Source organism: Allopusillimonas soli, assembly GCF_004153445.1.
GTDB lineage: Bacteria > Pseudomonadota > Gammaproteobacteria > Burkholderiales > Burkholderiaceae_B > Allopusillimonas > Allopusillimonas soli.
This window is the reverse complement of record NZ_SDQC01000003.1, coordinates 367,234-385,341: the sequence shown is the minus strand read 5'-3', so window position 1 is coordinate 385,341 and position 18,108 is coordinate 367,234. Positions and strand designations below refer to the sequence as shown.

General features: G+C 58.7%; 18 protein-coding genes. 9 read left to right on the top strand and 9 right to left on the bottom strand.

Annotated elements, in window-relative coordinates:
* Positions 1 to 22: 22 nt before the first annotated feature.
* Positions 23 to 1,792, bottom strand: a complete 1,770-nt coding sequence (locus ERD78_RS11640; RefSeq protein ID WP_129969462.1) for a thiamine pyrophosphate-requiring protein — start codon at positions 1,790 to 1,792, stop codon at positions 23 to 25.
* 276 nt (positions 1,793 to 2,068) lie between these two features.
* Here ERD78_RS11640 and ERD78_RS11635 point away from each other — a divergent pair, with 276 nt between their 5' ends.
* From ERD78_RS11635 to ERD78_RS11610, 6 genes are all read left to right on the top strand, one after another.
* Positions 2,069 to 2,950, top strand: coding sequence for an RNA polymerase sigma-70 factor (locus ERD78_RS11635; RefSeq protein ID WP_129969461.1), 882 nt, complete (start codon positions 2,069 to 2,071; stop codon positions 2,948 to 2,950).
* Positions 2,951 to 3,123: 173 nt separating this feature from the next.
* Positions 3,124 to 3,603: a carboxymuconolactone decarboxylase family protein gene (locus tag ERD78_RS11630; RefSeq protein WP_129969460.1), complete on the top strand. Its 480-nt coding sequence runs from the start codon at positions 3,124 to 3,126 to the stop codon at positions 3,601 to 3,603.
* A gap of 65 nt (positions 3,604 to 3,668) precedes the next feature.
* The gene (locus ERD78_RS11625; protein ID WP_129969459.1) at positions 3,669 to 4,076 is read left to right on the top strand and encodes a cupin domain-containing protein; all 408 of its coding nucleotides are present in this window, start codon (positions 3,669 to 3,671) and stop codon (positions 4,074 to 4,076) included.
* 92 nt (positions 4,077 to 4,168) lie between these two features.
* Positions 4,169 to 5,182, top strand: a complete 1,014-nt coding sequence (locus ERD78_RS11620; RefSeq protein ID WP_129969458.1) for a LysR family transcriptional regulator — start codon at positions 4,169 to 4,171, stop codon at positions 5,180 to 5,182.
* A 103-nt stretch (positions 5,183 to 5,285) separates the two neighbouring features.
* Positions 5,286 to 6,041 (top strand): SDR family oxidoreductase, encoded by a 756-nt coding sequence (locus ERD78_RS11615; protein ID WP_129969457.1) that lies wholly within the window; start codon positions 5,286 to 5,288, stop codon positions 6,039 to 6,041.
* Between the two features lie 24 nt (positions 6,042 to 6,065).
* Positions 6,066 to 6,611: an Ohr family peroxiredoxin gene (locus ERD78_RS11610; protein WP_129969456.1), complete on the top strand. Its 546-nt coding sequence runs from the start codon at positions 6,066 to 6,068 to the stop codon at positions 6,609 to 6,611.
* A gap of 80 nt (positions 6,612 to 6,691) precedes the next feature.
* Here ERD78_RS11610 and ERD78_RS11605 read toward each other — a convergent pair whose 3' ends face one another.
* The 4 genes from ERD78_RS11605 to ERD78_RS11590 form a co-directional block, all read right to left on the bottom strand.
* Positions 6,692 to 7,024 (bottom strand): DUF4148 domain-containing protein, encoded by a 333-nt coding sequence (locus tag ERD78_RS11605; protein ID WP_129969455.1) that lies wholly within the window; start codon positions 7,022 to 7,024, stop codon positions 6,692 to 6,694.
* Positions 7,025 to 7,172: 148 nt separating this feature from the next.
* The gene (locus ERD78_RS11600) at positions 7,173 to 8,087 is read right to left on the bottom strand and encodes a LysR family transcriptional regulator (protein ID WP_129969454.1); all 915 of its coding nucleotides are present in this window, start codon (positions 8,085 to 8,087) and stop codon (positions 7,173 to 7,175) included.
* A gap of 64 nt (positions 8,088 to 8,151) precedes the next feature.
* A complete protein-coding gene (locus tag ERD78_RS11595; RefSeq protein ID WP_129969453.1) occupies positions 8,152 to 9,555 on the bottom strand; it encodes a heavy metal sensor histidine kinase in 1,404 nt (467 codons plus the stop codon).
* Positions 9,552 to 10,223 carry a heavy metal response regulator transcription factor gene (locus tag ERD78_RS11590; RefSeq protein ID WP_129969452.1) on the bottom strand — a complete coding sequence of 224 codons (672 nt, stop codon included), beginning with the start codon at positions 10,221 to 10,223 and terminating at the stop codon, positions 9,552 to 9,554. Before ERD78_RS11590 ends, ERD78_RS11595 begins: the two co-directional genes overlap by 4 nt.
* Positions 10,224 to 10,399: 176 nt before the next feature.
* Between ERD78_RS11590 and ERD78_RS11585 the strand changes: the two genes are divergently transcribed.
* Both ERD78_RS11585 and ERD78_RS11580 read left to right on the top strand, forming a co-directional pair.
* Positions 10,400 to 10,855, top strand: coding sequence for a DUF305 domain-containing protein (locus ERD78_RS11585; protein ID WP_129969451.1), 456 nt, complete (start codon positions 10,400 to 10,402; stop codon positions 10,853 to 10,855).
* Between the two features lie 49 nt (positions 10,856 to 10,904).
* On the top strand, positions 10,905 to 12,296 hold the full coding sequence (locus ERD78_RS11580) for a YncE family protein (protein ID WP_129969450.1): 1,392 nt from the start codon (positions 10,905 to 10,907) through the stop codon (positions 12,294 to 12,296).
* A gap of 96 nt (positions 12,297 to 12,392) precedes the next feature.
* Here the strand turns inward: ERD78_RS11580 and ERD78_RS11575 are convergent, their stop codons facing one another.
* Positions 12,393 to 12,704, bottom strand: coding sequence for a high-potential iron-sulfur protein (locus tag ERD78_RS11575; RefSeq protein ID WP_129969449.1), 312 nt, complete (start codon positions 12,702 to 12,704; stop codon positions 12,393 to 12,395).
* Between the two features lie 76 nt (positions 12,705 to 12,780).
* Positions 12,781 to 13,785 carry a YncE family protein gene (locus tag ERD78_RS11570; RefSeq protein WP_129969448.1) on the bottom strand — a complete coding sequence of 335 codons (1,005 nt, stop codon included), beginning with the start codon at positions 13,783 to 13,785 and terminating at the stop codon, positions 12,781 to 12,783.
* Positions 13,786 to 14,202: 417 nt separating this feature from the next.
* On the opposite strand from ERD78_RS11570, the gene metC reads away from it, so the two are divergent.
* Positions 14,203 to 15,405: a cystathionine beta-lyase gene (gene metC, locus ERD78_RS11565; RefSeq protein ID WP_129969447.1), complete on the top strand. Its 1,203-nt coding sequence runs from the start codon at positions 14,203 to 14,205 to the stop codon at positions 15,403 to 15,405.
* Here the strand turns inward: metC and pip are convergent.
* Positions 15,384 to 16,325, bottom strand: coding sequence for a prolyl aminopeptidase (gene pip / locus ERD78_RS11560; protein ID WP_129969446.1), 942 nt, complete (start codon positions 16,323 to 16,325; stop codon positions 15,384 to 15,386). The genes metC and pip overlap by 22 nt on opposite strands.
* The gene (locus ERD78_RS11555) at positions 16,312 to 18,105 is read right to left on the bottom strand and encodes an ABC transporter ATP-binding protein (protein ID WP_129969445.1); all 1,794 of its coding nucleotides are present in this window, start codon (positions 18,103 to 18,105) and stop codon (positions 16,312 to 16,314) included. Before ERD78_RS11555 ends, pip begins: the two co-directional genes overlap by 14 nt.
* Positions 18,106 to 18,108 lie beyond the last annotated feature (3 nt).

The following is an 18,108-nucleotide window of genomic DNA, read 5'->3' as shown; positions in this document are numbered from 1 at the left end:
GCATGAGGGCCCGCGTCTTGCGCTAGCTGGCCCACCACTGCTTGATGGTCGCGCGAACAGCGGATGCGCCGGCTTTGTCCTCGTGTATCATTGCCTTGAGATAAGCCTTTGCCTGTTTCAGTGTGATGTGAGGCGGAATAGGTGGGATCTCCGGATCTGTCACCATCTCCAGGACGACTGGGCGTTCAGCGCGCAGCGCGGCTTCCCATGCCTCGCCGATTTTCTCTGGCGTATCGACGCGCATGCCTTCAAGACCAAGCAAATCGGCATAAATGGCATAGGGAAAAGAGGGCAGCAATTGGGAATCGTGAAAGCGGGGGTCTCCACCCAAAACCCGCTGCTCCCAAGTGACTTGGTTCAGATCGCCATTGTTCAGCACCATGATGATCAGCGTGGGATTTCGCCATTCATGCCAATGGGCAGATATGGTGATCAACTCATTCAGGCCATTCATCTGCATGGCGCCATCGCCCACCAAGGCAATGACCGGGCGGTCCGGATGTGCAAGTTTGCCAGCCAGCGCATAAGGAACGGCACAGCCCATGGAGGCCAGCCCACCTGATACAGATGCCATCATGTCGTCTCGCATTTTCAAGTCCCGGGCAAACCAGTTTGCTGCCGAGCCGGAGTCGCAAGTGATAATGCAGCGATCCGGCAATCTTGGAGAAAGCTCCCACATCACGCGTTGGGGGTTGATGGGGTTTGCATCGAGCATGGCCCTGTTTTCCACCACTTTCCACCAATCGGCTACTTGTTGCTCAATTTCCTTGCGCCAGCTGCGGTCCGGCTTGCGATCGAGCCTGGATATCAAGGCCTGCAAAGTCATTTTGCTGTCGCCGACCAAACCCAGCTCCACTGGGTAGCGCAGGTTGATCTTGCGGCCATCGCGGTCAATCTGTACGGCGCGGGCCTGCCCTTCAGGTGGCAGAAACTCTGAATAAGGAAACGAGGTTCCGACCATAAGCAGCCGATCGCAGTTATTCATAAGGGTCCAGCTCGGGCGGGTTCCCAGCAGCCCTATGGATCCGGTCACATAGGGTAGCGTATCGGGCACGGCCGCCTTGCCAAGAAGCGCCTTGGCGACGCCCGCTCCCAGGATATCCGCTACGTTCTGTATCTCCTGCGAAGCGCCCAGTGCGCCAGCTCCAACGAGTAAAGCGACACGTTCCCCACTGTTAAGGATCGCAGCAGCCTCATCCATGGCGCGGTCGTCGGGCATGCTCGCGTGGTTTGTAAGGCCAATGCCGGTATGGATAGTGCCATGGCTGCGCGGAACTTTCTCCACAGCTGGCATGTCCTGCACGTCGTTGGGTACGATAATGCAGGTTACGCTGCGTTCTTCCATGGCGATACGCATGGCCCGGTCCACAAGATGACGTGCTTGAACCGGGCTTGCCGCCATCTGCACGAAATCACGTGCAACATCCTTGAACAGGTTCGCGAGGTCGACTTCCTGCTGATAGTCTCCTCCCAGCGCGCTTCGGGCTTGCTGCCCCACAATGGCCACGACGGGCTGGTGGTCCATACGCGCGTCATACAAGCCATTGAGCAAATGAATGGCGCCAGGGCCGGAGGTTGCCATGCATACACCCACCTGTCCGGTAAACTTCGCATGTGCGCAGGCCATGAAGGCGGCCATTTCTTCGTGCCGGGTCTGAATAAATTTCAATGGCTCACGTGTTCGGCCGAACGCGCCGATCAGTCCGTTTATGCCATCGCCCGGATAGCCATAGATGCGCTGAATACCCCATTCGGCAAGGCGGCTGAGTATGAAATCCGAAACAGTTTGCATGCTTTGCTCCCAGTGAAGGAAATACCGTATCGGCAACTGCTGTGCCTGTACGTCAGAGGTCTTCGCGCTTGCGGGTGATGTATTCCAGCACCGAAATGTAACGTTGCCCCTGCAGCGATATGGGTGCCTGGCGCAGGCCGGAATAGGTACAATGCCCGGGGTGGGCGCGCTCCCCGTCCCGGAACATTGCGTCTCAAGCCACGGGCTTGAAAAGAAAGCGATGGCGATGCGCGCCCGAGCAATCAAGTCAGACGATCACCGCCGCGGCGCCAGCAAATGGAAGATCCTATTCATGCTTTTGATTCGCTTCGTCCGCGGCTGCAAGGCATCGCGTACAGAATGCTGGGCTCAGTGGCCGAAGCAGAGGATGTCGTGCAGGATGCATGGCTGCGTTGGCATGGTGCGGCGCGCCACAGCATAGACAATGTCGAGGCATGGCTGGTATCCGTTACGACCAGGCTGTCCATTGACCGCCTGCGCGCTGTGAAGACGCAGCGCGAGCACTATCCGGGAATATGGCTGCCCGAACCCTCGCTGTCTGATGCACTGGATACCCCGGAGGGGGCAAGGGAGCGGGCGGATGATGTCTCCATTGCCTATCTACTGCTGCTTGAGAGACTGACGCCGGAGGCGCGCGCGGCGTTTCTGCTGCGGGAAGTGTTTGACGAAGAGTACGGTCGGATTGCCGACATTCTTGGCAAGACCCAGGCGGCATGCCGCAAACTGGTTAGCCGGGCCAGGACGCAATTGCGCGACGAGCGCCCGCGATTCAACGTGTCCCGTGAGACGCATCATCGCCTTTTGCGGCAGTTCGTCCAGACGCTTGAGACCGGCGATCTTGGCGCGATCAGCGCGTTGCTGGCCGAGGATGCCATGCTGATGGGCGATGGGGGCGGCCATGTGACCAGCTTTCCAAAGCCCATGGTGGGCGGCCGCCGCATCGCGCAGCTGTTCTTCGCTTCAACGCTGCGTTTCAAAAGCATGCTTCGCATGGTTCCCATCCAGCTCAATGGCCAGTTGGCCCTCCTGCGGCTTATCGAGGGGCGGCTCGAATCCGCCATGGTATTCGAGTCAGACGGCGAGCGGATCGCTCGTATCTACGTGCAGCGCAACCCCGAGAAACTGCAACGCATCGCCCAGGCAGCCGCCGGCGCCTGAGCAGCCATTCTCCTGTTTGGTTTCGATGGCCATTGGTGCCCAACGGGCAACACTGCGTGCACGCCTGCGAGGCTTCCGCAAGCCCGCGCGCGCTCCTACGATGAAGGCATACGGTTTTTGCCGTTCCCCGCTCCCAAGACGGGGTCTCGCTTCCATCATCGCCAGGAGAAATCATGACTCAGCGCATCAACTATATTCAGCAGTCGCCGGATCTGTTCAAGAAATTCATGGATTTCAGCAACGCACTGAAGAGCAGCACCATCGAACAGACCATTCGCGATCTTGTTTCCATTCGCGCATCGCAGATAAATGGCTGCGGATTCTGCCTCGATATGCATGTAAAGGAAGCGCGCATACACGGGGAAAGAGATCTGCGCGTCCACCATGTGGCCATCTGGCGCGACTCCACGCTCTTTGCGCCGCGCGAGCGCGCCGCGCTTGCCTGGGCGGAAGTGTTGACCGAGCTTCCTGCGCAAGGCGTTCCCGATGACCTCTACGAGCGCGTCCGCACGCAGTTCAACGAGAAAGAGCTTTCCGACCTGACCTTTGAAATCATGGCCATCAATGGCTGGAACCGCGCGAATATCGCCTTCAGGACTGTTCCTGGATCGGCTGACAAAGCGTTTGGCCTCGACAAGGCGAATCTTTCCTGATCCGTCGACAGTCGGCCTTTCACAATCCCTGCGGCCCAACCGGGCCGCTTTCATGGAGAATAGCCATGTCTTGTTTGAAGAGGATGAGCGCCGCGCTGCTGATGCTGGCCGGCGTGCAAATGGGCATCGCCAATGCGGCGCCGCCGCAGGCAATCGTTACCCCTGTCATGGAAGTGCCGCTGAAAGACTACCCTGGCAAGGAAGCGCAGATGATCATGGTTGAGTACCCGCCCGGGGCGGCGGATCCCGTACACCGCCATCATGCGCATGGCTTCATCTACGTGCTTGAAGGTTCCATCGTAATGCAGGTCAGAGGCGGCAAGGCTGTCACATTGACGCCAGGGCAAAGTTTCCACGAAGGCCCCGACGACGTCCACACCGTGGGGCGCAATGCGAGCCAGACCGAGCCGGCCAGATTCCTGGTGCTGCTGCTGAAGAACGAGGGCGCACCCATACTCGTTCCGGAGCATTGATCCCTCTCCGGCATTTCCGATCCCAAGAAAGCGAAAAATTTTTGCCGTCAGCGTCACAAATCTCCTTGCCCATACGTCTGGGAGATATGAATATGACCACCCATACCTCCGCATCCGATGATTCGCCACGCCAGCCTCGGGGCGCGGCCGACGCATTTGCCAGCAGCTTTGCCACCAGTTATGCCGGTGTTATTGCCTTCTTGGCCGTTGCCAATGAAGGCAGCTTCTCGCGCGCCGGCGACCGCCTGGGCATAGGCCGCTCGGCGGTGAGCCGCAATGTGCAGAAGCTGGAGGCGCAACTTGATGCCCGGCTTTTTCACCGGACAACCCGAAGCACCTCCATGACACGCGAGGGCGAGCTGTTCTATGAGAACTGCCGGCCGGGTGTTGAGCGCATCGTTCGCGCTCTGGACGATATGCGCGAGCTTCGCAATGGACCGCCGCGAGGCCATTTGCGTGTCAAGTCGGCGCCGGGCTTCGGGCGCCATGTCATTGCACCGCTTTTGCGGCGCTTTCGCAGCCGGTATCCAGACATCACGGTTGAGCTGCTGTTGGACGAACGCCCCGCCGACTTTGCCAGTGATCGCATTGACGTGGCATTCCGCGATGGAAAACTGGAGGACAGTGAAGTCGTGGCGAGGCAGCTGATTCCCATGCAGATGATAGTCTGCGCCGCGCCGACCTATATTGAATCTCATGGTTTGCCGCGGGCGATCGATGATCTGGACGGTCACGAATCCATTGCGTTTCGCATGGCATCGGGCAGGATCAAGGATTGGGCATTCAAGGTGGATGGCGTCGCCCAGAAGCGGCGGAATCTTGCGTCGCATATTTTCAACGACCTTGACCTTATATTGGAGGCGGTCACGCAGGGGCAGGGCATTGCGCAATTGCCAGGCTACCTGGTGTGCGAGGCAGTTCGTGATGGCAGGCTGCGCGCTTGCCTATCGCAGTATGCCCCCGAGGATGGCGGGCATTATCTATGCTACCTCAGCCGCAAGCACCTTCCCGCGCGCATCCGCGTCTTCGCAGACTATGTTACCGAGGAAGTCCGCGCGCTTGATCTGGATTGCCTGACCGTCAACACCCTCGTATCTGAGCCGTGATTGGTGCGTGCTGGGCAACACCGTGAGCGCTGTCCCGCGGCTTCCGAACCAGGGTAGGCGTCTCTAGAATGTATTCCACGCACTTACACCTGAGGAGAAACACATGAAGATCGTTGTTGTCGGCGGCACCGGCCTTATCGGTAGCAAGGTTGTCGGTATATTGGGTTCGAAGGGGCATGATGTTGTGGCCGCGTCGCCTGCGTCGGGCGTCAATACCGTGACGGGAGAAGGGTTGGCGCAGGCTCTGGAAGGCTCCAGCGTGGTGGTTGATCTTGCCAATTCACCTTCGTTCAAGGACGAGGATGTGCTGGAATTCTTTGCCACTTCCGGACGCAATCTGTTCGAGGTCGAGAAGGCTGCGGGCGTTGGCCATCATGTCGCATTGTCCGTCGTGGGCACGGATCGCCTGTCGCAAAGCGGTTACTTCCGCGGAAAGATTGTGCAGGAAAAGCTGATTCGGGAGTCCGGCATCCCCTACACCATCATTCACTCCACGCAGTTCTTCGAGTTCCTGGGCGGCATTGCGCACTCTGGCAGCGAAGGAGAAACAATTCGGCTGTCGCCGGCATTTTTTCAACCGATTTCCTCGGACGACGTGGCGGCAGCAGTGGCAAATTACACGCTTGCTCAGCCGCAAAACGGCGTTGTCGAGATCGCGGGACCGGAGCGCGTGCGCATGTCGCATCTCGTACAGCGCTACCTGAAGGCGATCTTGGATTCACGTAAAGTGGTGGAGGATGCGCAGGCTTCGTACTTTGGGGCGCAGATCGATGATGACACGCTAATGCCGGGCGCCGGCGCACATTTGGGCAGTATCGGTTTCGATGCCTGGCTCGCCCGTTCAACAGTGTCGAAATAGAACCCCGCCCAGGCATAGCGCATCATGACTCCATTGCAACCACCGCCACTGACCCTGCTCGAGAAGTATCGGGGGCGAGACACGCAGACGCTGTACTCCGCCACGGTCACCGTGACTGGCGGCGATGCCGGCCATGGCCGGGCATCAGGCGTCGCACGTTCCGATGACGGTAATCTCGATGTCAGCTTGAGACTGCCTCACGAACTGGGCGGTCCTGGCGGCGGCACCAACCCTGAGCAGTTGTTTGCCGCTGGCTACGCTGCTTGTTTTCACGGCGCGCTCAGCCTGTTGGCAGCCCGGGCCCGCCTTCCCATACCAGGCAGTGCCGTTCAGGTCACGATAGATTTTTGCCGGGATCCCGTGGACGGCCTTTTTGTCTTGAAGGCGAAAACCCGTGTACGCCTTCCCGGCCTGGACCGGCCTCTCGCGGAAGAACTGGTCCGCAACACGGAACGATTCTGCCCATACGCCAAGATGGCCAGGCAGGGAATCGAGAATATTGTGGTGCTGGATGTTTCCGATGAGACGGACAGTCCGATGGATGGAAATCGCGCAGATGAAGGCACCTAGCGTGGCGCTTGATGTATCCCGGCTGCATAGGTATGCGCAGCCGGGACCTGTCCCGGACTGGCCCGCGCCGCGAGAAGGCATCAGGCGCCGGTATAGAAGCTTTGGATATAGGCTTTTTCCGCGGCGCTCATGTTCTTGAGCGCCATCACAACCTGCTCCCTGGTTTTTTGAGGCTCAGGGCTGAGCACGGGCCAGACGCCGGTTTCTTCGCCTTGACGCGTGGCCCATGTCGGATCGGCCTTGGCCTGCTCCAGCTCTTCGAGCACCTGGGCGCGCGTTTTTGCGTGGGACCAGTCATACACTTCAGTGCCACCCTGTTCTGTGTTGTCGGGGATCCAGCGGGCGAAAGAGGTGAGGGGCGCGGATATGGCAATGGTCAGGAGAGCTAGGCATGTTTTGGAGCGAAGAGACATCGTGAATTCCTTTTGAGTTTGATAGATGCCGCGCTTTCACTTTTGGTGACCGCGGCACTGGACTTACTGGCCAGGACTTCACTTTAAAGAGGGGGCACTGACGCGTTCATGACGCGGGCATGACAAAAAAGACATTTGCGCATTCGGCTTACCGCTGCGTCTTGATTTGGCTCCAAATTCTATCCAGCGCTTCGGGATAGGCGGAATGCGCGTTGCGGTACAGGCCGAGCTGCAATCGGACGGGCTGAAACACGTCGTCGTCACCGTTCGTCAGTATGACCAGCGCGCCTGCCTTGAGTTCTCGCTCCACCAGGCTTTGCGGCAACCATGCCATGCCGAATCCAGCAAGAAGCATTTCTTTTACGCCGGCCAGAAAAACCGACTCGTGAACAATTTCCACGTTGTGGTACTGCATCAGGGCTGGAAAGGCTTGTTTGTACATAATGCGGCCCAGGAAGCTGTCGGACGGGAAGGCCAGCAGATTGAGCGGCTTGTCGGCTTGCGGCTGATGCAGAGCGCCGCCATGCATGCCCGGTGCGCTTAGAGGCACCAGCGTTTCGTATCCCATTGGCAGGCGCAGCGAGTCGGGTATCAGGGTATACAGAGGATCATGCTGCTCTTCCATGCACAGCAGCAGATCCGCCTCGCCGCGCAGGAAAACAGCCACGCACTCGTCATGATCCTCCGACCGCACATTCACGTCGATGCGGGGCGGGCTGCACGCCATGAACAGTTCGAGCAGCGGCGGCAGGCGAGCCATGGTGAGGGAATGCTGCGTGGCAAGTACGATGCGGGCAGAGCCGTTATGTTCGGCCTGCATGCGATTGCGAAGCTGGTGCATGTCGCGCAGCAGGGCCTGGAAAGCGGGCACATAGCGTTGCGCCACGGCGGTTAGGTGCATGGGCTGGCTGCGGCGGTCCACCAGCTCTACGCCCAGCCAGGTTTCGAGTTGCTGTATGCGGCGCGAAAACGCTGGCTGCGTTACATGACGCAAGGCAGCGGCACCCGAGAACGACCCGGTTTCGGCCAGCGTAAGAAAATCCTCTATCCATAGCTGCTTCATCAGATCTCTCCGTGATATGCAAACAAGACATAATGCCCCGTCCTGGGGGCATTATGCAATGCATTCATGTCGAGGTCGGAAACTTCAGGCAAAAGCGGATACGTCCGTCGTCGAACGCGCGCGCATCGGCACTGCCGCCATGAATCGCCATGATAGCCGTTACGATGGCGAGGCCCAGGCCATTGGATTCGGTATACCGGGTACGGGATTTGTCGCCGCGATAGAAGCGCCTGAACATGCGGTCTATCTCGTTCTGGGAAAGGGGCTGGCCATGATTCTCAACCGTGACCGTGGCGCCCGAAGGCTCGGCCTCTGCCCGAAGCCGTATGCACGTGCCGGCCTCTCCGTGCCGTATGGCATTAATCACCAGATTATTGACGGCGCGCCGCCACATGATGGCATTGGCGTGCGCGGTGCCGGTCGCGGCAACGTCGAAGTACATATCGCGCTCTTGAGCCAGGCCTTCGAAGTAGTCAGCGATTTTCTCCATTTCGTCCGAGAGATCGAGAGGCTGGCGATCTACGGCCGTGGTGTCATGATCGGTGCGCGACAGGAACAGGATATTCTCGACGATGTGGGCAAGGCGAGTCAGCTCCTCGAGATTTGACTCGAGCAGCTGCTCATACTCGGCATGGCTTCTTGATTGCCCAAGAGCGACCTGGGTTTGTCCCATCAGAATGTTCACGGGTGTTCGTATTTCGTGTGCGAGGTCGGCCGAGAACTGCGACAGGTGCTCATAGCCCGCTTGCAGCCGATCCAGCATTGCGTTGCACGCGGTGGCCAACTGGAGCAGCTCCGACGGCGCATCGTTCTCGGGAAGCCGCAGTGTCAGGTTGGAGGGGGTGATGCGTGCGGCGCGTCGGCTCATGATGCCCAGCGGTTTGAGGCCGCGCTTCAGAAGCATGAAGCCCATGAGCGTGCTCAACAGCACCGCCAGGACAATGGCACCCATAACCCGCAGCCGGTAGGCGGCAAGCATCTGCGATTCCTGCGTCATGACATAGGCCGCGGTGATTTTCACGACACCGCCCTGATCGCCGATTTTCGCAAGCGCGGATACCCAGCGTACGCGTATACCATCCGCGCGCGTTCCGGGATGCAGGGACTCGATGGTGAGTTCGTGGCCCACAGGCACCGGTGTCATGGAGGGCGGGGGCATGTGATCGGGGTTGACCTGAATAAAAGGGTCCTCGCCCATGCGCTGAAATATACGGACGTCGCGCTCGTTGCCGAGCATGCTTTCGAAAATCGCGGGGCGTTCTTCCATCTGCCTGACGTTGTAAAGATCATGAAGCAGGTTGCGAAATCGATCCACTCGCCCGACAAGGGTATAGTCTGCGCGCACTTCGAGCGCGTGCTTGGCTGAAGAGTAAAGATACAGCCCTAGAGCCGATACGACCAGACAGGATATCAGTGCAAAGAACAGCGTGGTTTGTACGGTGAGCGACCGCAATGTCCAGCGTTTCATGGCTGTTCCGAAAACATGTAGCCAATGCTGCGCACAGTGTGTATCAGTTTGCGCTCGAATGGGGCGTCGATCTTGGCGCGTAGCCGCTTGATGGCCACATCCACCACATTGGTGTCGCTGTCGAAATTCATATCCCAAACCTGGGAGGCGATTACAGTGCGGGACAGGGCCTCCCCTTGCCGTTTCACGAGCAGATGCAGGAGCATGAACTCCTTGTTCGTCAGGATGATATTGACGCCGTTGCGCGTGACCTTCCGACGCATGGGATCGAGCTTCAGGTCGGCCAGCTGGAATGTTTCCGACTCGCGCACCACACCGCGGCGCAGTAGAGTGCGGATGCGCAGCACAAGCTCCGTAAACGAGAACGGCTTGATCAGGTAGTCGTCCGCGCCTAACTGCAGGCCGCGTATGCGGTCATCGACCTGATCGCGCGCAGTCAGGAAGATGACGGGTAAATCACAGCTGCGGCGAATCTCTTCCATGACCTGCCAGCCATCTTTACCGGGCAGCATGACATCAAGAATAAGCAGGTCGTAGGACTGCTCGCGGGCCATGTGCAGGCCATCCACGCCGTTGCGAGCCAGGTCAACGTTGTATCCGGATTCGAGCAAGCCCTTCTTCAGATAGTCTCCAGTTTTTATATCGTCTTCGATGACGAGTATGGTCATGATTATCTCCAAGCGAGGGAAGCTTATCTTAGCAATTTAAGCCATTGAATTCATGACAAAAATGTCATGAGAATGCCATGCTGGCGATAGAGAGGAAGCCCTAGGATGACCTGCGTCAGGCTTGCTTTATCCAGATCGGGGCCTGTCGTCCTTCCACATATCTTTCGGAGACATTTATGCGGAAACTGCATGTAAAACCATACCGGCAACCTGCGCGCCTGCTTGGCGCTGCGCTATTTCTGTGCCTTGCGGGCACATATGCCCAGGCACATTCCGGACACCATCATGGCCATGCTTCGCCCGATGGGCAGCAGGCTTCCTCCGGGAACCGCGAGCCTGCTGTGTTTGTCGCCAGTACGGAAAAAACCTTTCCGGCGCTTATGAACGATGCCATGGCCGTCATGGATGAAGGCATGTTGCGCGCACCCATGAATGGCGAGGCCAATCATGATTTCGTCACCATGATGATGCCGCATCATCAGGGGGCGGTGGACATGGCCAAGGCAGTATTGCTGTACACCGAGGATCCTGAGATCAGGAATCTCGCGCTGGGCATCATCACCGAGCAGCAGACCGAAATCCATGTCATGCAGGCATGGCTTGACCGTCATGCCGGCACGACGAGCAACTAACCAACAGAAAGAAGACCTTTCATTCAATCAGAGCAAGAGCGAAAACACCATGAAAAACCATCACGCATTCTTTGTCATTGCAGCGAGCACGCTGTACGCAAGCGCCACCTGGGCATTGCCTTCATCGCATGATCGCGTCTACACCGCTGACCAGAACAGCAATACCGTGTCGGTCATCGATCCGTCCACGAACGCACTACTGGGTCAGATACGGCTGGGAAATCCCCGGCCCAACCTGCTGTCCCCGCTCTACAAGGGCCAGATCAATGTCCATGGCATGGGTTTCTCACCCGATCACAAGACACTGCTGGTGGTGTCCAACGGATCGAACTCCGCCACCTTCATTGACACGGCTACCAACAAGGTCAAGGGCATTACCTATCTGGGTCGCTCCCCTCACGAAGGTTTCTTCACAGCGGACGGCAAGGAGGCCTGGGTGGTTGTGCGGGGCGAGGACTATGTTTCGGTTATTGATCCCGAAACCTTCAAGGAAACGGATCGCATCCAGACTGACCTGGGTCCTGGAATGGTGATCTTTCCGCCGGATGGGAAACTGGCTTTCGTGGTGTCGAGCTTCACACCCAGAGTTGATGTGATCGATGTGAAGTCCCATAAGATCGTGAAAAAAATAGATGTGGTCAGCCCCTTCTCTCCGTTCCTGCAAATCACGCCGGACAGCAGCGAGATCTGGATGACCCACAAGGACGTAGGCAAGATCACCCGCATCAGCACCAAGTCCCTGGAGGTGGTGGGCGTTATGGATACAGGCTTCATTACCAACCATATTGCCTTCGCGCCAGTTGACGGCAAGACGTTTGCATACGTGACAATCGGCGGTGAGAATGCGGTCAAGGTATACACCACGGACAAGAAGGCCAAGCTGGTAAAGACCATTCAGACAGGTGCGCTGCCTCATGGCATATGGGCCTCGGATGATGGCAGCCGTGTCTATGTTGGACTGGAAAATGGCGATGCCGTCGACGTGATAGATACCGCAGCCAACAAGGTTGTGGCACGTGTTCCTGTGGGCGAATCACCCCAGGCATTGGCTTTCGTCTCGAACGCAGTGCCTGAAGGCAAGGGCGGTGAAAATCTGGTTTCGCGCGTCAATGTGGATCCCGTCAATATTTCCCTCAAGCCAGTCAAGGAAAAAGGACGCGGTTTTGCGGTTCTTCGCAACCTGGGCGTCGTGGATGCCCTGGATGTCAATCTCTTCAAATTAAAGCCCAAGACAGTCTACAACGTGTACTTGAATGGCCTGTCGGCGCCTGCAGCAAGCTTTGAGACGGACGAGAACGGCAAAGCGGTGGGAACGATGATTGCCCCACTGCGCCAGCCAGCCAGGCCCGGTGCCGTTGACACAGCGGTGAAAAACAGCATCATCGTCATGGAGGGTAACGCGCCCGTTGACGCCAAGGGTGCCGCGCTCGCCAGCATCTAGCCTAGGCTTTGATTCCCAGTCGTTTGCGGCCGCCTCGGCGGCCGTTTTCGTCTGGCTGCGGTGCGTTTCAGGCATACCGGCACGGGCGTTCCGTAGTCAGCCGTTACCCGCGTAGGCGAGGCACCATCCCTTGGGACTGATTTCGCCCGCTACAACCGTACAGCTTCCCGGTTCGTCGCTGCCGGGGCCGGGAATGAAGTTGGCACAGTTGGCACAGGCGGATGTGCCTTTAGGATGGTCCTGATATTGCACGGCCGATTGGCTGGCCTTGGCGGGTTCTTCCGCCGCCATGGCCTGTGACATGCCCGCCAGGCCAATGAGAGGGAGCGCGGCTGCCGCTCCGGTAGCAAGGCTTATTTGGCGCAGCATTTCACGGCGGGAAATGTGCTGGGCGTGTCGTGTCTTCATGGTGATTACCTCATGATGTATTGAGTGCGGGTCGAAGTGGCAGATGGCGCTGGCATGTCGGACGTTGAGAGCGGTGTCAGTCGTTGCCCGCAACGGAGATCCAGAAGGGCAGCTTTCCGTTGGTTGGCTCCTGATGAACAACTTTTAGCGTTTCCGTATCTATGACTGCGACGCGGTCTGTACCGGTTACGCTGACATATACCCAGCGTCCATCGCGGCTGGCCCGTACGCCATGCGGCCCCTGACCGACATCAATCCGCTTGACGACCTTGAATGTGGCCGGATCAATCACATCCACGAGATGATCGGCAATCGCTCCGGTAAACACATACTTGCCGCCGGGTATCACATCGATGCCGCCATGGCTTAGACCGACGGGAATCACTGCCTTCACCGCATGTGTCGCGAGATCGACGGCGGCAACCTTGCCAACCAGGTCGCGCACCCATAGCGTTTTCTCATCGGAAGACAGGTCAAGGTTGTGAGGCCCCTTGATACCGGGTACGGAAATCTCGTCTACCTTCTTGAGAGATGCCATGTCCAGCACAGCCACACCTGTGCCGCCTTGCAAGGTGACATAGGCGGTCTTGCCGTCGGATGTGAAGCGGATGTTGTGCGGCACCTTGCCGACAGATATATTCTTAACGAGCTTTCGCGTATTTAGATCGATGACCGACACCGTACCGTTGCCGGCGCTGACAGCCATGCCCCAACGGCCGTCTGGACTGATCGCCACGCCTTGAGGGGTTGGCCCGATCTCGAATGTCTCCAGCTTGCTGCCGCTTTCGACATCGACAAGGTAGGCTTCAGGCTGGTCCTTGCTGCTGACCAGTAGCGTCTTCCTGTCGGCCGAGATGGCGTCGTAATGGGCACCGATGAGCGCATTCCATGTCTTGTCCGTCGAAGTGCTTTCCACCACATTGCTTGTGGTCAAAGTCGTGTAGACAGGCTGGGGGAAAAAGTCTTGCGTTCCGGCTGCATGGGCGCCGGATATCAGGGCGCTTAGCGTAAGCGCGCGCGTGATCAGAGTGAAGAAAACGTGAGGGCGTGAAACGGTGATTGAGCGATTGCCCAAGGTCATGTCGGCTCCTGTGGAACGAAGTGGGAAATGGCGCAAGGGGGTTGTGTCCTGCGCATGAAGGACAGGCGTTGCTGATGCTGAGCCCCACGCTGGGCGTGCCTGTCTTTGTGCATCCTAGACGTTTCGTTCTGTCGTCAGCATGGCATTCCGATGACATTTTTGTAATGAACCGCGGCCGAAGTTATTCGCGCATCGGAACCATAGAATAATTTCCTATGACGGCGCCAAAAGACAAGTCAGATTGCTACTTTTTTTCGCCGGCGCTTCTCTATACTGGCTCTGCGTCTGCATAGGCCTGCGTGCCGCCGCCAGCCTTGGAATAGTGCGGCGGGCAGCGCTGCACCAGCTTCTCGATGCAACAAAAATCTCCATGTCCATGCCGCCTGTCTGGCGGCGCATCAAATCGGAAAAAAAAGAATGAAAGAAGATTCTCTGCTTGTGAATGCAGGCCGCCACCCTGAGCGCTTTCAAGGCGCGGTCAATACGCCGGTTGTGCGCGGCTCGACGGTTGTCAGCCCCAATCTTGATCACTGGCTGCAGAGCCGAAAACGGCAGGCAGCAGGCGAATTCGGCGTCAGCACCTACGGCCGCTTTGGCACCGCCACGCATCATGCCTTGCAGGAAGCCATCGTGGACATCGGAGGGGGCCACCGGGCGATGCTGTACCCATCGGGGTTGGCTGCCATCTCCAGCGTGCTGACATCCCTGCTGTCCGCTGGTGATCACGTGCTGCTAACCGACAGCGGCTACTACTGGACCTCGCAGTTTCTGGAGAGCACGCTTGTCCGGTTCGGCGTGCAGGTGACGCGTTACGACCCTTCGCTGGGTTCGGATATTGCCGCCCTCATCCGCCCCAACACCCGGGTGATCTATGCGGAATCTCCAGGATCGGAGACCTTTGAAATACAGGATATCCCCGCGATTGCAGCGGCGGCGCATGCGCACGGCGCATATGTGGTCATGGACAATACCTGGGGAACACCGCTTTATTTTCCGGCTTTCGAGCATGGCGTGGATGTATCCATTCAGGCTGCGACCAAATATATTGTGGGGCATTCTGATGCAATACTGGGCATCGCCACCTGCAATCAGCGTAGCTGGGAAAAGGTGCTCCGGACTTCCCAAACGCTGGGGCAGACCTGCAGCGCCGATGACGCTTTCCTGGCATTGCGCGGCTTGCGCACGCTCGGAGTGCGTCTGAAGCGCCATTGGGAGTCCGGTGTCCGGATTGCGACCTGGCTCGAGGCTCGACCGGAAGTGGAAGTCGTGATGCACCCTGCAATTCCGAGCCACCCCGGCCATGCGTTGTGGAAGCGTGATTTCCGGGGAGCGTGCGGCCTGTTTGCCATCGGCCTGCGGCCGTTGCCTGAAGCGGCGCTGCATGCATTCATCGATAATTTGCGGATGTTCGGTCTGGGTGTCTCCTGGGGAGGGTACGAAAGTCTGGCATTGCCCTTTTCGCCCGCGGTGCGGGCGATTGCGCGGTGGCCATACGCTGGCCCGGGCGTACGGATTCACGTCGGCCTGGAAGACCCGGACGATCTCATCGCCGACCTGGAGCATGGATTCGACGCCATGGCGATGGCCATGCGCAAAACCTACGAGTGCTCGGAAAGTTGAGCGGCCATGTCCCTGTGTGCGGCGCAAAGCGCGTCTGATATGGCAGGGTCATCGGCCGAATGCCCACCCTGCCGTACGTCAATCAAGCCAGCCTGCGGCCATGCTTCGGCCAGCCGATACGCAGCGCGAAAGGGCGTGACCATGTCATAGCGGCCCTGCACAATGATTGCGGGCAGGGTATGGAGGCTCCTGATATGGTTGAGAACATGGTCAGCGGGCAGGAAGAAGTCGTTCATGCAGTAATGCGTCCAGAGCCTTCCTATGTTCAATGCATGTTGTGGGTCTGGTGCCGCCATGGCTGATGCTGCCGGCACGAGCCGCGTCATGGGTAGCATGAATGCGCGCAGTCGCTGCGCGGCGGGCAGGTGAACGGCGGGATCCGGATCAATCAGCCTGCGATGGTAGGCATGCAGCAGGCTATGCTGTTCGGACTCTGGCAAATACGTCCGCAGTTGTTTGTGGAGATCGGGAAACACAATCTCGCGGCCCTGGAACCACCAGTCGACTTGGTCTCTGCCGCCCAATACCACGCCACGCAGAATCAGGCCAAGAACGTTTTGCGGAAAGGCGATGGCGTAGGCCAAGGCCAACAGGCTGCCCCACGAACCCCCGCTTACCGCCCATCGCTGTATGTCAAGGTGCGCCCGAAGGTGTTCGATATCGCGCAGCAGATGCTGCGTGGTGTTTGCTTCCAGGCTGGCGGTTGGAAGGGATTTTCCCGCCCCGCGCTGGTCGAACATGATCAGGCGCCAGATCTGGCCATCGAAGAATCTGCGGTTGCTTGGCCGGGACCCGTCTCCAGGGCCGCCATGCAGCAGGACGATGGGAATGCCTTGAGGGTTGCCGGACTGCTCATAATAAATACGGTGCCCATCACCTACGTCCAGCCAGCCTTGATCGAAGGGTTCAGGAATAGACATAATGCCCCTCCGCGACTTGGCGCGCACGGCGTGTTGGCGGCACGAAACCGGGGCTGCGCATGGCGCTTGCCAGCTCGTGGCTTGCGAGGTTTCGAGGCCGATCGCGCAAGGCGGGATCGGCAATGGGCACGGCCTCCATGAGCCGTCTTGTATAGGCGTGTTGGGGGTTGCCGAAAACGGATACGCGCGGGCCTATCTCGACGATTTCGCCCAGATACATGACGGCGACGCGATGGCTGACGCGCTCCACCACGGCCATGTCATGCGAGATGAACAGATAGGCAATGCCAAGTTCGGCTTGCAGCGCCATGAGCAGGTTGATCACCTGTGCCTTGATGGATACGTCCAGCGCCGACACCGCTTCGTCTGCGACAATTACCTGCGGATTCACCGACAGCGCGCGTGCAATGCAGATGCGCTGGCGCTGTCCGCCCGAGAACTCGTGCGGGTAGCGGCTGGCGACGTCGGGGGAAAGTCCTACTCGCTGCAGGAGTTGTGCCACAGTGTCCTTGATAGTGGATGTCGACACATCACCATTGATGACCAGCGGTTCCGCAATCGATTCGCCTACCTGCATGCGGGGATTCAGGCTGGCAAATGGGGCCTGGAATATCATCTGTATTCGGCTGCGGCGCCTGCGCAGTTCTGTGCTGTCCAGGTTCATGAGCTCTTCGCCGCACAGCTTGACGGAGCCGGCTGTGGGCTCGATCAGGCGCATGATGGACCTGCCTGTTGTGGATTTACCGGAACCTGATTCACCCACGAGCGACAAGGTTTCACCGGGGCGCAGGTCGAAAGAGACGTTCTCCACCGCGTGGACACGCCCTTTAAGGGGCCTGAGTAAACCTCCGCCAACGTCAAAGCGCGTGGTCAGCCCTTTCACTTCCAATATGGGTGCCGAGTGTGCCTGGACAGTAATATGCTCGGCGGGCTCCGCATCGCCAACCATCAATGAGAAAGGCCGTGGATGCGACGTCCCTTTCATGGAGCCAAGGCGGGGCACGGCCGCCAGCAGCCGGCGCGTGTAGGGGTGTGTCGCCGAAGTAAAGATTTCCGGGGTCGCGCCTTGTTCCACCACACTGCCTTTGTACATGACGAGCGTGCGGCCCGCGATCTCGGCCACCACACCCATGTCGTGTGTAATAAACAGCACGGCCATGCCATCCTCTTCCTGGATGTTGCGAATCAAGGTCAGGATTTGCGCCTGAATGGTTACGTCCAGGGCGGTGGTGGGCTCGTCTGCAATAAGTAACCTGGGCTGGCAGGCCAGCGCCATGGCAATCATTACGCGCTGTCGCATGCCGCCGGAAAACTTGTGTGGATATTCTCCGACGCGGGACGAGGCCGAGGGAATCTGTACGCGATCAAGCAACCGTATGGCTTCGCTTCGCGCGGCCGCACGGGAGAGCCCGCGATGCATCCGCAGGGCTTCGGCTATCTGGAAGCCTATCGTATGCACCGGATTGAGGCTGGTCATAGGTTCCTGAAATATCATGGCCATTTCGTTGCCCCGGTGCTGGCGAAGCTGCTGTGCCGGCAACGAGAGCAAGTCCACGCCCTGAAGCCGCGCTTCGCCGCGCACGCGACTGATGCGCTTTGGGGTTAATCCCATCAGGGAAAGGGCCGTCATGCTTTTTCCCGATCCCGATTCCCCCACGAGGGCAACCGTTTCCCGGGGCGCAATATCGAACGAGATCCCGGAGACCACAGGGCGCCATTGATTCTCGTGGTACAGCTCTGTGACCAGATTGTTGACGGACAGGATGGCCTGGTTGGACATGCG